This is a genomic window from Pseudactinotalea sp. HY160 (genome assembly GCF_009372055.1).
GTDB lineage: Bacteria > Actinomycetota > Actinomycetes > Actinomycetales > Beutenbergiaceae > HY158.
Genome location: NZ_WHMT01000023.1, coordinates 32,902 through 45,448 on the forward strand (window position 1 = coordinate 32,902; position 12,547 = coordinate 45,448).

Annotated in this window: 17 protein-coding genes; 3 read left to right on the forward strand and 14 right to left on the reverse strand. The window is 72.8% G+C overall.

The features are described 5' to 3' along the window. Nucleotides 1-171: 171 nt before the first annotated feature. The 8 genes from GCG21_RS17370 to GCG21_RS14590 form a co-directional block, all read right to left on the reverse strand. Nucleotides 172-411 carry a type II toxin-antitoxin system RelE/ParE family toxin gene (locus GCG21_RS17370; protein WP_152910413.1) on the reverse strand — a complete coding sequence of 80 codons (240 nt, stop codon included), beginning with the start codon at nucleotides 409-411 and terminating at the stop codon, nucleotides 172-174. Between the two features lie 11 nt (nucleotides 412-422). Then, entirely contained in the window at nucleotides 423-1,322 is a 900-nt protein-coding gene (mutM, locus tag GCG21_RS14560; protein ID WP_152910402.1) for a bifunctional DNA-formamidopyrimidine glycosylase/DNA-(apurinic or apyrimidinic site) lyase, read from the reverse strand. Beyond that, complete coding sequence (rnc, locus tag GCG21_RS14565) at nucleotides 1,322-2,011, reverse strand: ribonuclease III (protein ID WP_370517537.1); 690 nt, start codon at nucleotides 2,009-2,011, stop codon at nucleotides 1,322-1,324. The genes mutM and rnc overlap by 1 nt, the downstream gene beginning before the upstream one ends. Further along, nucleotides 2,008-2,571, reverse strand: a complete 564-nt coding sequence (locus tag GCG21_RS14570) for a DUF177 domain-containing protein (RefSeq protein WP_370517538.1) — start codon at nucleotides 2,569-2,571, stop codon at nucleotides 2,008-2,010. The genes rnc and GCG21_RS14570 overlap by 4 nt, the downstream gene beginning before the upstream one ends. Continuing rightward, complete coding sequence (locus GCG21_RS14575) at nucleotides 2,568-3,086, reverse strand: hypothetical protein (RefSeq protein WP_152910403.1); 519 nt, start codon at nucleotides 3,084-3,086, stop codon at nucleotides 2,568-2,570. Before GCG21_RS14575 ends, GCG21_RS14570 begins: the two co-directional genes overlap by 4 nt. Further along, nucleotides 3,083-3,580 (reverse strand): pantetheine-phosphate adenylyltransferase, encoded by a 498-nt coding sequence (gene coaD, locus GCG21_RS14580; RefSeq protein WP_153877666.1) that lies wholly within the window; start codon nucleotides 3,578-3,580, stop codon nucleotides 3,083-3,085. The genes GCG21_RS14575 and coaD overlap by 4 nt, the downstream gene beginning before the upstream one ends. A gap of 64 nt (nucleotides 3,581-3,644) precedes the next feature. Next, entirely contained in the window at nucleotides 3,645-4,175 is a 531-nt protein-coding gene (locus GCG21_RS14585; protein ID WP_152910404.1) for a DUF6790 family protein, read from the reverse strand. Between the two features lie 38 nt (nucleotides 4,176-4,213). Beyond that, nucleotides 4,214-4,699, reverse strand: a complete 486-nt coding sequence (locus GCG21_RS14590; RefSeq protein WP_152910405.1) for a DUF4440 domain-containing protein — start codon at nucleotides 4,697-4,699, stop codon at nucleotides 4,214-4,216. Between the two features lie 262 nt (nucleotides 4,700-4,961). Between GCG21_RS14590 and GCG21_RS14595 the strand changes: the two genes are divergently transcribed. Then, the gene (locus tag GCG21_RS14595; RefSeq protein ID WP_370517539.1) at nucleotides 4,962-5,540 is read left to right on the forward strand and encodes a protein-L-isoaspartate O-methyltransferase; all 579 of its coding nucleotides are present in this window, start codon (nucleotides 4,962-4,964) and stop codon (nucleotides 5,538-5,540) included. Nucleotides 5,541-5,543: 3 nt separating this feature from the next. Here the strand turns inward: GCG21_RS14595 and rsmD are convergent, their stop codons facing one another. From rsmD to GCG21_RS14620, 5 genes are read right to left on the reverse strand one after another with little or no spacing between them, the layout of a single operon-like run. After that, nucleotides 5,544-6,092, reverse strand: a complete 549-nt coding sequence (rsmD, locus tag GCG21_RS14600) for a 16S rRNA (guanine(966)-N(2))-methyltransferase RsmD (RefSeq protein ID WP_152910406.1) — start codon at nucleotides 6,090-6,092, stop codon at nucleotides 5,544-5,546. After that, nucleotides 6,089-6,517 (reverse strand): DUF1801 domain-containing protein, encoded by a 429-nt coding sequence (locus tag GCG21_RS14605; RefSeq protein ID WP_370517540.1) that lies wholly within the window; start codon nucleotides 6,515-6,517, stop codon nucleotides 6,089-6,091. The genes rsmD and GCG21_RS14605 overlap by 4 nt, the downstream gene beginning before the upstream one ends. 9 nt (nucleotides 6,518-6,526) lie before the next feature. Continuing rightward, on the reverse strand, nucleotides 6,527-8,023 hold the full coding sequence (locus tag GCG21_RS14610; RefSeq protein WP_152910407.1) for a DUF6297 family protein: 1,497 nt from the start codon (nucleotides 8,021-8,023) through the stop codon (nucleotides 6,527-6,529). Continuing rightward, a complete protein-coding gene (locus tag GCG21_RS14615) occupies nucleotides 8,020-8,718 on the reverse strand; it encodes an ATP-binding cassette domain-containing protein (RefSeq protein ID WP_153877660.1) in 699 nt (232 codons plus the stop codon). Before GCG21_RS14615 ends, GCG21_RS14610 begins: the two co-directional genes overlap by 4 nt. After that, nucleotides 8,711-11,008 (reverse strand): ATP-dependent DNA helicase RecG, encoded by a 2,298-nt coding sequence (locus tag GCG21_RS14620; protein WP_152910408.1) that lies wholly within the window; start codon nucleotides 11,006-11,008, stop codon nucleotides 8,711-8,713. Before GCG21_RS14620 ends, GCG21_RS14615 begins: the two co-directional genes overlap by 8 nt. A 221-nt stretch (nucleotides 11,009-11,229) precedes the next feature. Here GCG21_RS14620 and rpmB point away from each other — a divergent pair, with 221 nt between their 5' ends. After that, nucleotides 11,230-11,421 carry a 50S ribosomal protein L28 gene (gene rpmB / locus GCG21_RS14625; protein WP_153877658.1) on the forward strand — a complete coding sequence of 64 codons (192 nt, stop codon included), beginning with the start codon at nucleotides 11,230-11,232 and terminating at the stop codon, nucleotides 11,419-11,421. A 372-nt stretch (nucleotides 11,422-11,793) separates the two neighbouring features. Continuing rightward, nucleotides 11,794-12,141 carry a nuclear transport factor 2 family protein gene (locus tag GCG21_RS14630; RefSeq protein ID WP_152910409.1) on the forward strand — a complete coding sequence of 116 codons (348 nt, stop codon included), beginning with the start codon at nucleotides 11,794-11,796 and terminating at the stop codon, nucleotides 12,139-12,141. Nucleotides 12,142-12,278: 137 nt separating this feature from the next. On the opposite strand, the gene GCG21_RS14635 is transcribed toward GCG21_RS14630, so the two are convergent. Beyond that, a partial coding sequence (locus GCG21_RS14635) for a transposase (protein WP_227993896.1) occupies nucleotides 12,279-12,547 on the reverse strand: 269 nt, incomplete at its 5' end.

Sequence of the window (12,547 nt, forward strand, 5' to 3'; positions counted from 1 at the left end):
CGCTCGCGGACATCCGGGAACGGGCGCCGCCCAGGGCGAACTCTGCATCCTCCCGCACAGCGCCGCGCACCGCGCGTTCTCACGCTTCTTCGTCGCGGAGGTCGTGCGGTCGCGCCGCCGCGGCACGGTTCGCCGACCACGGGAATCGTGTCCCGAGGGAGACCGGGCTCGTCATCGACGCCGGCCTACATGTGTCGCGTCGGGCCCATGCGCCGGTGCAGGATGCCGCACGATGTCGACGCTGTCGGCCATCTCGACGTAGAACACGAGATGGCTGCCGATGCCGTAGCGCCGGTACCCTTCGCGGATCTCGTCGCAGGCGCGCCCGCGGCCCGAGTCCGCCCCTATCCGTTCCACCGCCGCCCGAATCTCGTATGGACGGGTCGAGCTGTCGTCAGCACCAACGATCAGTCAGGCGTCGACTAACGTTTCCGCTGGCAGGCGGGGCACCGGAAGGAGGAGCGGTTGGCCCACGGCTCGCGCACGATGGCGCGCCCGCACCGCCCGCACGGCAGGCCCTCGCGCCCGTAGACGGCCAGTTCCCGTTCGAAGTAGCCGGAATCGCCGGCGACGTCGACGTAGAGCGCATCGAAACTCGTGCCGCCCGCCGCGAGCGCCTCGGTCAGCACGTCCCGGGCGGACTCGAGCAGTTCACCCGCCCGGCTCGGTCGCAGCCGCTCCGCCGGGGTGGCGTAGTGCAGCCGGGCCCGCCACAGCGCCTCGTCGGCGTAGATGTTGCCGATGCCGGAGAGGACCCGCTGATCGAGCAGCACGGTCTTGATCCCGCGGCCGGTGCCACGGATCGCGCGCACGAGCTCCGAATAGTCAGCCGTGCCGGCGGCGAGTGCCGGGTCGAGCAGGTCGCGGCCGATGTGGGCGACGGGCTCGGGCAGGCCCTCGGGCGTCAGCGGCCCGGCCCACATATAGCCGAACGTGCGCTGGTCGACGAACAGCAGCTCCACTGTCCTACCGGGGCTACCTGTGTTACCGGGGCTACCGGCGAGCGTGAGACGCACCCGCGCATGCGCGGGAAGGTGAGCTGCGTCGTCCGTACGCTCTCGCACGAGCACCTGCCCGCTCATGCCGAGGTGGATGAGGAGGGCCTCCTCCCCCTCGTGGTCGAGGGTGAGCCACAGGAACTTCCCGCGGCGGCGGGCGCCGGTGAGCGTGCGGCCGGCCAGCAGCGCGGCGAACTCGTCGCGGCCACCCTGCTGGCGGCGCATCGCGCGATCGGAGAACACCTCGACCGACTCGATCCGCCCGCCGACGGCGTGATCGGCGATCCCGGCGCGGATCGTCTCGACCTCGGGCAGCTCGGGCATCAGCCCCGCTCGGGCGTGGTCAGGCTCACGTAGGCGGCCTCGGCGGCGCGCTGCTCGGCCGCCTTCTTGCTCGTGCCCTCGCCGGCGCCGTGGCTCTGGCCCGCGATGAGGAGGCGGGCGGTGTAGCGGCGGTCGTGGTCGGGGCCGCTGCCCTCGACCTCGTAGGTGGGGGCGCCGAGGTTCCGGCGGGCGGCGAGCTCCTGCACGCTGGTCTTCCAGTCGAGGCCGGCGCCGAGGCGGCCGGCGCGGGCGAGCGTCTCGGCGATCAGCCCCTCGATCACGCGGCGTGTCTCCTCGAGGCCGTGGCACAGGTAGACGGCTCCGAAGACCGCCTCGAGCGTGTCGCACAGGATGGAGTCCTTGTCGCGGCCGCCGGTGGTCAGCTCCCCCTTGCCGAGGAGAACGTAGCCGCCGAGGCCGAGGCCGCGGGCGATCGCGGCGAGCGAGTGCTGAGAGACGGAGGCGGCGCGCATCTTGGCGAGCTCGCCCTCGTCGAGGTCGGGGTTGTCGCGGTAGAGGCGTTCGGTCGCGATGAGGCCGAGCACGGAGTCGCCGAGGAACTCGAGGCGCTCGTTCGTGGGGATGCCGCCGGCCTCGTGGGCGAAACTGCGGTGGGTCAGGGCGAGCACGAGCAGGTCGGGGTCGAGCTCGATTCCCAGGGCCGCGGTCAGCTCGGGCGCCGCGGTCACTTCTCCCGGTCCTCGTCGGGTTCGCTCAGCGCCGTGAGCGCGGCCCAGCGCGGGTCGATCGGCTCGGCGTGGGCGTGGCCGGGTTCGGCCTCGTCGAGTCGCACGCCGCACTCGGGGCACAGTCCCGCGCAGTCGGGCCGGCACAGCGGCTGGAACGGAAGCGCGGGCACGAGCGCATCCACGAGCGGGCCCTCGAGATCGAGGCTCTCCCCGACGAGCACCGGGAGCGGATCCTCGTCCTCGTCGGCGACCTCGCCGTGGTGCGTGGCGCGGTCGGGGTAGGCGTAGAGCTCGCTCACGTCGACCGTGATCTCCTCGGTCAACGGCCGCAGACAGCGCCCGCACACCCCGGTCGCGGTGACGGTGGCCGTACCGGTCACGAGCACACCCTCCATCACGGCCTCGAGGCGCACGTCGATCTCGATCGGGGTGCCCTCGGGGATGCCGATGACCTCGGTGCCGAGGGGTGCGAGGCTGGGCACGACCCGGCGCTCCGTGCGCATCGAGCCCGCACGCCGGCCCAGGTCATGGGTGTCGATCACGAACGGTGAGGTGGTCACGGGGTTCCTTCGTCGGTGGCGGGCAGGGAGCGGTCGGCCAGGCGGGCGCGCCCGGCCGCGACCTGGGCGCCGATCGAGCCGAGGTCGATCTCGAACTGGGCGAGTTGGCGGTCGCAGTAGTCGTCGGCGTCGCGGGCGAGCTTCTCCGCCGTGGCCTCGGCCTGGGCGACGAGCTCGCCCGAGCGCCGTTCAGCCTCCCGCAGGACGGCCTCGGAGGAGACGAGTACCCCGGCCCGGGCCTGCGCCTCGGCCAGGATGCGGTCGGCCTCGGCGCGGGCCCCGGCCAGGACAGCGTCGGCGTCGGCCACGAGCCGGTCGGCCCGGGTGATCTGGTCGGGCACGACGCCCCGGGCGGAGGCGAGCAGGTCGAGCACCTCGGCCCGGTTGACGAGCGCGGAGGCCGACATCGGCATCGCCCGGGCGGTGGAGACGAGCTCGTTCAGCTGGTCGAGCACGGCCAGGAGGGAGTCGCCGTCGCGTTCGGCCGGCGTGGGCCGGTCGGGCTGGTCTGTCATCGCTGCTCCTTGCGGTCGGCGAGGGCGGCGCGCACGGCGTCCTCGACGCCGGCGGGCACGAGGTCGGCGATCGGGCCGCCGTAGCGGGCGACGTCGCGCACCATGGTCGAGGAGATGTGGGCGACCGTCGGGTCGGCGGGCAGGAACACGGTCTCGATCCCGGCCAGGTGACGGTTCATGAGCGCCATCGGCTGCTCGTGGTCGTAGTCGGCTCCCCCGCGGATCCCCTTGATCACGGCGCGCGCGCCGACCTCGCGGCACAGGTCCACGAGCAGGCCGGGCATGAGCTCCACCCGGACGCCGGGCAGGTCGGCCACGGCGGCGGCGAACAGGTCGCGGCGCTGCTCCGGGGCGAGGAGGGCGTTCTTTCCGTAGCCGGTGCCGACGGCCACGACCACCTCGTCGGCGAGCGCGGTGGCACGGCGCACGAGATCGACGTGCCCCAGGGTGACCGGGTCGAAGGAGCCCGGACAGACGGCGATGCGGTTGATCACGGGTCCACGGTACCCTGCCGGCGGCCTCCGCCCGGGGCACCGCGGGGCAGCGCCCGGGCCCCGCTCAGGAGCCCGAGGCGGACGGTGCCGGTTCGTCCGCGTGGGGACGACGTCGTTCGCCTCGCGCTCGGGACCGTGAGCGGATGCCGCGGCGCAGCAGGTATCCGGTGAGCACCGCGAAGATGAACAGGTCGGAGGCCAGGGCGACGATCCGGGTGCCGGTCGCGTCCTCGGCCACGAGCGCGTGACGCAGCCCGGCCAGGCCGAAGAACATCGCACCGGCGAGCGCCGCCGGCGCCACCCACTCACGCTTGAGCACGCTCACGATGGCCACGAGGCCGAGGGCGAGGTTGGCGAAGCCCAGTTCCTGGATGAACGGGAGCACGACGGGGCTGGTCACGTCGAAGATGACCTCGGCGGTGTATTCCGGTCGCATCGCCTGGCTCAGGCCCGCGGTGAACAGTCGCATGCCGACCGCCCAGAACACGATCCACCGGCCGATGAGGAGGAGCAGGTCGCGGCGCTGCGGACGCACGGCCCACTCGATCAGGATGCTCACCGTGGGAAGCACGACGAAGAATGACAGGATCGTCACGATATACATGTTTTCTCGGCTCTCGCTGAACGGTCGGGTCAGGCGACGTGAGTCGTCTCGGTGCGTGCATCGGCGAATATTTGGGTCGCGATCTTCCAGTGACCCGACTCCTGCCGCTGGAGAATATGCAGTGAATTCGTGGTGCGGGTACCGAGTTGTGAACCGTCGTGGACCTGCTGGCCCTCGATCACGGTGACGATGTGCGCGACCACGACCCCGTCGGCGAGCGCCTGGATGCGCACCTCCGGTGGGCCGGCCAGTTCACCGGCCGCGAACCGCTCGTTCGCGAACAGGCCGACCAGGTAGTCCTCCACCGCGGCGCCGCCGCTGAGCCGGGTGCCGAACGCGTTCGTCCAGTCCGCGTCCGCGGTGTAGTGGGCCGAGATGCCAGCCGCAGTGCCGGTGCTGAACGCGGTCAACACGGTCATGAGCGTCGACTCGATCGCCTCGGCCTCGAGGGCAGAGACCTCGAGGGCAGGGACCTCGAGGGCAGGGGGAATCGATTCGTGCCGTGATGCTGTCATGTATCAACTTTCCGAGTACTCGAAGGCGATGGCGCCGATCTCCGGGCCTGGTCGGCGTCATAGCCGCAGGCGGCAGTGCTCCGTTGCCTCCGCGAATTCCATGAATCAATTCCGGCCAAGCTAGCACGTCGCCCGGGTGTGCGCACATGTTCCCGCATTCGACGCGGGGACCGCGGACCTCTCCCGCTGCGTCCGGGGCCCGCGTAGGATCGGGACCGACGCATTTCGAGTGTGATTCCGATCCGAATCGGGGTGAGTGGCGGTGTCCACGCCGGCCGCGCGGGTCGAGGCGGCGATGGCCGCCGCACCGCGCGCGGACTTCCTCCCCTCCCCGGCCCGCCCGTTCGCCGGACTCGACGAGCCGCTCGTGCTCACGGGCGGGCAGACCTGCTCCCAGCCCTCGACCGTGCGGGCCATGCTCCTCCTGCTCGAGGTGTCGGTCGGGGACCGGGTGCTCGACGTGGGCAGTGGCTCGGGGTGGACCACGGCGCTGCTCGCGGCGCTCGTCGGCCCGACCGGCCGGGTCGACGGGGTGGAGTTGCGCGCGGACCTGGCGCGCTGGGGCGGGGCGAACGTCGCCGCCGCGGGCTGGCGGCGGGCGCGTGTGCACCGGGCGATCGACGTGCTCGGCTGGCCGGAGCAGGCGCCGTACGACCGGATCCTCGTCTCGGCCGACGCCCCGCGGGTTCCGGGCGGGCTCGTGGCTCAGCTGCGCGAGGGCGGCCGGCTCGTGCTTCCCGTGCGGGGAACGATGACCGTGGTCGAGCGCCGCGGCGGCCGGGCGGTGGTGGTGGCGAAGACCGGCCGGTACGTGTTCGTGCCGCTCGTCACCGGCGAGTGAACCTCAGCCGGGCACCTCGGCCAGGTGCACGGTCGTCTCCCCGTAGCGGCGCGCGCCGAGGTCGACGAACCCGTCGGGCCAGGCGGGCGGGCGGGCACGCCCCGACTGCTCCCACAGCACGACCGACTCGGGTCCGAGCCACGGCTCGAGGGCGGTGAGCACGGCCGGCGCCTCGTCCAGGTCGTAGGGCGGGTCGCCGAGCACCGTGTGGAACGGCTCCCCGGCCGTGCCGGCGAGGAAGCTCGCCACGCTCGTATGGACGACGCGTGCCCGGCCTCCGTAGCCCAGGCGCGCCACGTTCCGGCGGATCACCTCCGCCGCGGCCCGGTTCGCTTCGACGAACACCACGCTCTCGGCCCCGCGCGAGAGTGCCTCGAGCCCGAGCGCCCCCGAGCCCGCGTACAGGTCGAGCACCCGCGCCCGCGAGATCGCGTCGACGTGCTCGAGCCGGGAGAAGATCGCCTCCCGCACCCGGTCGCTCGTGGGTCGGGTGCCGTGGGCGGGTACCTCGAGCCGCTGGCCGCCGGCGTCCCCGGCGATGATGCGGGTCATGGCGCCGACCACTGGGCACGGGTCTCGTCCAGCGAGCGCTCGAGCAGTTCCCGGAGCACGTCGCGATCGACGCCCGCCAGGCGCGTGAAGTAGAGGCACGCCTTGCTCGCCCGGTGTGCGCCGAGCCGCTCGAGCAATTCGGGCCACCGCTGTGCGAAGTCCTCGACCAAGTAGACCGTGTGCTGCCTCGGCCCCGGCGCGAAGGCGAGCAGCGGCATCCGCCCGTCGTGCCCGCTGTCATAGCGGTAGGAGACCTCACCGAAGCCGAGGATCCGCCCGGCCCACACGACGGGCCCCTCGCCCGTGATCTCGGCGTGGATCGCGAGTAGTTCATCGGCCTCGGCGCGCCGCGGGCCCGTCGCGCGGTCGAGCAACTGTTCGACCGGCAGGTCGGACGGCGACATCGCCGGTTCTCTCGTGGCCACGGCCCCTCCTCAGTCCTTCTTCTTCACGTGCGTGCCGATCGCGTACGCGATGAGGGTGGCGGCCAGCTGGAACATGATCACGACGGGGCTCGGCCCGAACGCCCCGATCGCGAGCCAGAGCGGCAGGCCGCAGAGCACGACCACGTCGGGCCCGGCCGAGACCGCGCCGAACACCCCGGGCGGGATCGCCATGCCGCCGGGGGTGTGCACGAGCGGCTTCGACCAGTCGACGGGCTTGCGGTAGGCCGAGCGCAGCGCTCCCGCCCCGTACAGCGGCCCGGCGACGAGGGCGAGCACGAGCCAGCCGGCGAGCGGCGGCTCCGCCCAGGCCCAGCCGAGCCCGATCACGAGCAGCAGCCACGCCGTCGACACGATCGCCGGCACGACGAACCGCGCGCGCCTCATCGTGGCCGCGGACAGGGGGAAGACCGCATCGAGCACGGGGGCCATCTCCGCCCGGCGGGCCCCCTCCCCGGTCGCGGAGGCGGCGAGCAGCCCGCCGAGGAGCACGGCGACGATGACGGCCCACACGGGCCACCCGGACCAGGCCACGGTGAGCGGGATGAGCGCGGCCACGAGGATCTGGATGATGGCCCGGCCGGACCGCAGCAGCAGGAGCGCATCCGCGGTGACGACGGCGGCGACGGGGCCGTGCACCCAGTCGAAGCCGAGGGAGCGGCGGCGCCGGTCGGGCGCGGTGGCGGCGTTGAGCGCCCGGCCGAGCTCGCGGGTGTCGAGGGAGGTGACGGCCCCGCCGGCATAGCTGCTTACCGCGCCGCGTTCACGCAGGTCGTTGCCGCTGATCCGCCCGAGTCGGCGCGTGACCGCCACGATGCTCGCGAGCGTCAGGGCGGCGAGCACGGCGAGCGCCGGCCACCCGCCGGCGACGCCGGGGATCCGGGGCTCCGCGGTCAACACGACCGCGAGGAGCACCGGCACCGGCGAGATCGCCATGAGCACGTCGCCGATCACGATCGCGCCGGGGCGGCGGCGCGTCCGCGGGCGGGTCTGCGCGCCCGCAGTGGCGGTGACGGCCAGCAGCAGCACGAGCGCGGCGGCCGCGACGAGGCCCCACACGACCGTGCCGGAGGCGAGCGCCGACAACAGAACGCCGCCGAGGGCGCCGAGCGCGGCGCCGAGGGCGAGTACGAGGAAGAACCGGGGCCGCACGAGGCCGCCGCGGTCGACCGGCATCGGCAACCACCAGGCGGCCTGTCCGCCGCTCAGGTTGACGGGCCCGAGCCGGGCCGCCAGCCCGATCGCGGCCCCGAGGAACGCGACGGCCAGGCTGAGCGTGAACCACAGCGGGTTCATCCCGGCCGCGGCGTCGTGGCTGCGGATGGTCGCGTTGAGATAGTTGAGGAGCCCGACGGCCATGCCGAGGGCGATGGCGATGTTGATGGCGATGACGTACACGTCGCCGAACAGGTCGGAGGACTTGCCGCCGCCGTGGGCCTTCGTGGCCGCCCGGGTGAGCCCGCGGATGTGCGCGCCGGTGACGCTCACCGCAGCTCCTCGATGGCTGCCGCCCCCGTCTCCGGGTCGACCACGCGCACCTCGTCCTCGGCGAGGATGAGGGCGGCGGAGGCGGCGCCGCGCACGAGCACCGGGTCGTGGGTGGCGAACACGGCGGTCTCCCCGGCGAGCCGCTCGGTCAACCGGTCGCGCATGCCGGCGTCGAGGCGCTGCTCCGGCTCGTCGAGCACGAGCAGGTGGCGCGGGCGCACGAATCCGGCCGCGAGCAGCAGCCGGCGCCGCTGCCCCGAGGAGAGCGCGGTCGGCAGTGCGTGCTGGCGCGGGGTGAGGCCGAAGTCCTCGAGCAGTTCGGTCACGAGCGCGCTCGCCGATTCGACCCCGTGGCCCCGAGCGGTGAGCAGGAGGTGCTCGCGCACGGTGAGGGCCGGCAGGTAGGAGTCGTCGTCGAGCACGATGGCCACGTCCCGGCGGAACTCGGCGCTGCGTTCGTCGATGGCCCGGTCGAACACCTCGATGCGCCCGGCGAGCACGGCCAGCTGCCCGGCGAGGGCCCGCAGGAACGTGGACTTGCCGGTGCCGTTCGCGCCGACGATCGCGAGCGAGCGTCGCTCGCGCACCGTCACGCTGATCGGCGGGCAGACGGCGGACTCGGTGGTCGATCCGTAGCCCACGAGCACGTCGTGGGCGGCGATGAGCGGCGCGGTCCGCTTCTTCTTCTCAGGCACGATCGAGGAACTCCTCCTTGTCGGGGTCGATCAGGGTGAGGGTGGCCCGGGCGAGCGCCGGGTGGGCCGCCAGGTCGGGATCGGACTCGATGATCGCCCAGGCGGCCACGCGGGCCGCCTCGATGAGGTCGGCATCCTCGATCACGCGCAGGAGCTTGAGCGAGCTGTCCCGGCCGGACTGGGAGCGGCCGAGCACATCCCCCTCGCCACGATAGGCGAGGTCGGCCTCCGCGAGTGCGAACCCGTCGTTCGTGCCCGCGAACGTGTCGAGGCGCTGCTTCGAGACCTGCCCCCCGGAGCGGGCGACCACGAAGCACGTGCCGCCGCGATCCCCCCGGCCGATCCGGCCCCGCAGCTGGTGCAGCTGCGACAGGCCGAAGAAGTTCGCGTCCATGACGACCATGACGGTCGCCTCCGGCACGTCCACCCCGACCTCGATCACGGTGGTCGACACGAGGATGGGCACCGTACCGGAGGAGAAGTCGGCCATCGCCCGGTTCTTCTCCTCCGGTGCGAGGCGGCCGTGCAGGATGCCGATCCCGATCCCGGCGAGCGCCGGCTCGGCGGCCAGCTGCGGGGCGAGCTCGAGCACGGCGATGAGATCGCTCGCCGCCTTCTCCGCGCCCTCCTCGGTCACGAGGTCGACGCCGTCGGTGTCGCCGGCCGACCCAGCCGATCCAGTGGAGCCAGTGGCCCCGGCCGACCCAGCGGCCCCGGCAGGCCCGCCGCCGTCCTCGCCGATGCGCGGGGCCACGACGTACGCCCGGCCGCCGGCCGCGACCGCCTCGGCCACCCGGGCCCACACGCGCTCCATCCAGCCGGGCCGGTTCTGCGAGACGACGTGGGTGGCCACCGGCGCCCGGCCGGCCGGAAGCTCGCGCATGGTCGAGGTGTCGACGTCGCCGAAGACGGTCATCGCGACCGAGCGCGGGATGGGGGTGGCGGTCATGACGAGCGTGTGCGGCACCTTCGCGGCCTTGGTGCGCAGCACGTCGCGCTGCTCCACGCCGAACCGGTGCTGCTCGTCCACGACCACGAGGCCGAGGTCGGCGAACTGCACGTGTTCTCCGAGCAGGGCATGCGTACCGACGACGATCCCCGCCTCTCCCGAGGCCGCCGCCAGGAGCGCGGCTCGGCGGGGTGCCGCGCCCATCGAGCCGGTGAGCAGCGCCACCCGGGTGCGGGGTCCATCGGGCCGCAGGAGGCCGGCCGCCATCGGGTCGGCGAGCGGCCCGAGCAGGGCCTCGATCGAGCGGGCGTGCTGCTGGGCGAGCACCTCGGTCGGGGCGAGCAGCGCGGCCTGTCCCCCGGCGTCGACCACCTGCAGCATCGCCCGCAGCGCGACCACGGTCTTGCCGGAGCCGACCTCCCCCTGGAGGAGCCGCTGCATCGGATGGGCCCCGGCGAGATCGTCGCCCAGTTCGGCGGCGACCTCGCGCTGCGCCGCGGTGAGCGTGAACGGCAGCTGGGCGTCGAGGGCGTCGAGCAGGCCACCGGCCACGGGCGGGCGGGGGTCGGCGTCGAACCGGCGCGCGTCGAGGCGGCGACGGGCGAGCGCCGACTGCAGCACGAAGGCCTCATGGAAGCGCAGGGTGTGGCGGGCCTGGTGGGCGTGGTTGATCGTGGCGGGCTGGTGCACGTGGCGCAGGGCGTCGTGCAGGCTCATGAGGCCGTGCTCGGCGCGCAGCTCGCCCGGGATGGGGTCGGCGACATCGCCGGGTTGGAGCGGGTCGATGATCGTGCGCAGGGCGTGCTCGGTCTTCCAACTCGGGCACTTCTTCGTGGCCGGGTAGATCGGCACGGGCTTGGCGGCCTCGGTGGAGCCCCCGGCGGGCGTGGGAAGCGGCCGCACGTCGGGGTGGACGAGTTCGCGGACGGGGCCGCCGGCGAACTTGCTGCGGCTCAGCTTGCCCGCGACCATCGCGTACTGGCCGACCTTGAGCTCCTTGACGTACTTGTTCACCTTGTGTTCGGTCTTGGAGAAGAACGTGGCGCCGACGTCGGTCGTGCCGTCGGTGAACACGATGGTCGTCAGATACATCGTGCCGCCGCGGACCACCCGGCCCTCCTTGGAGCTCACGCGGGCGACGTAGGTGACGTCCTCATCGATCCGGCCCCGGCTGAGCGGGGTCACCTGCTCGTGCTCGACGTAGCGGTGCGGGTAGTGATGGAGGAGGCCGTCGACCGTGTGCAGGTCGAGGGTGGCGAGGTCGGCGGCGAGGCGCTTGCCGAAGAGGCGCTCGAGCTCGGAGCGCTCGGAGTTGAGCGCTGAATCCTTGGCCGCGGGCATATCCTCGATGGTAGTGGCTGGTGGGGACACGCCGGTGAGGTGCTTCACACGCCGCGGGCCCCCGGGAAGTTGGGGATGGAGCGGGCGTCCGCTACGATGGACCGGTTGCCTGTTCGCAGGCTATGACCTCATTCTGGCCGGGTATGCACCGCTGACGCGACCGCCCGACCATACGATCCGCCGCTAGATACCGTGTGGCGAGCAACGACTAAGGAGACACCGTGGCTGCTACGTGTGACGTCTGCGCCAAGGCCCCGAGCTTCGGCCACAGCATCTCGCACTCCCACCGGCGCACCAAGCGTCGCTGGAACCCGAACATCCAGAAGGTTCGCACCGTCACGAACGGCACGCCGAAGCGCATGAACGTGTGCACCTCCTGCCTCAAGGCCGGCAAGGTCACCCGCGCCAACTGAGGGCCTCGGCATCGAATCGGCCGTCCACCTGCGGGTGGGCGGCCGATTTTGCGTGTGCACACGGCGCGCCCGGGCATGTGGGTGCCCCGGACTACCCATGACGTGGTCGAATCATCCCAGTCGCACCCCGCCCGGGCATGTGGGTGCCCCGGACTACCCATGACGTGGTCGAATCGCCCCAGTCCCACCTCGCCCGGGTATGTGGGTGCCCCGGACTACCGATGAAGTGGTCGAATCATCCCAGTCACGGCCTGGCACACAGGGACCGGCAGCGGACCGTGGCTCCCCGCCCCTTACTCGGGCCGGGCTCTGGACTGCCGGCCGCGCTCTGGGCTGCCGGCCTCAAGACCCGGTGACCTCTAGGATCGACCGGTGACCTCCACCGCCGACCTCGTCCGCCGCCACCTCGACGCCTTCAATGCCGGGGACGCCGCCGCCCTCCTCGCCGACTTCGCCCCGGGGGCGACGTGGGTCACCGGCGACTACACGGTGCCCGGCGGCGAACTGCGCGAATTCTTCGAGACCGCGATGGCCTCGATCACGCCGCGACTCGAGCTCGTGCGGGTGATCGACGGCGGCGCCGTCGTCGCGGTCGAGATGATCGAGCGTTGGAACCACGACGGTGCGGACAGGAGCGCCGCACTCCTCGCCGTCTTCGACCTCGCCGGCGGGCTCATCTCCCGGGCGAAGATCTACCGCGAGGGGTCGGCCGACGCCTGAGCCTGGATCCACCGTTCGGGTCGTGGTGATGGTGTGAGGTCCGGGTTCTGGCGGGTCGGGTCGTGTGGGCATGGCGGGGCTGCCGGTCTGCCCGGCTTTTCCACTTGTGTTCCGGTCGTGCCCGTGGGGGCCGGTGGTCAGGTCCTCGGGGCTGGGGGTGGCCCGCAGGCAGCGACATAGAGCGCTTCCCAGGGGCCTTGATGGGCCCAGTTCCGGGGTAGGTGCATGATCAGCCGTCGTGCCGAGCGGGCGAGCCGGGCGGGGACGCGGATGAGGTGTTCTCGGATGGTCGCGGTGGTGGCCCGGGCGTGGAAGAGGGAGGCCAGGGCCCCGGCGGCGCGGGTGAGGTTGAACGCGATCGCGGCCAGAACGAGCCAGGCCGCGTTCGCGGTGAACTTGCCCGAGG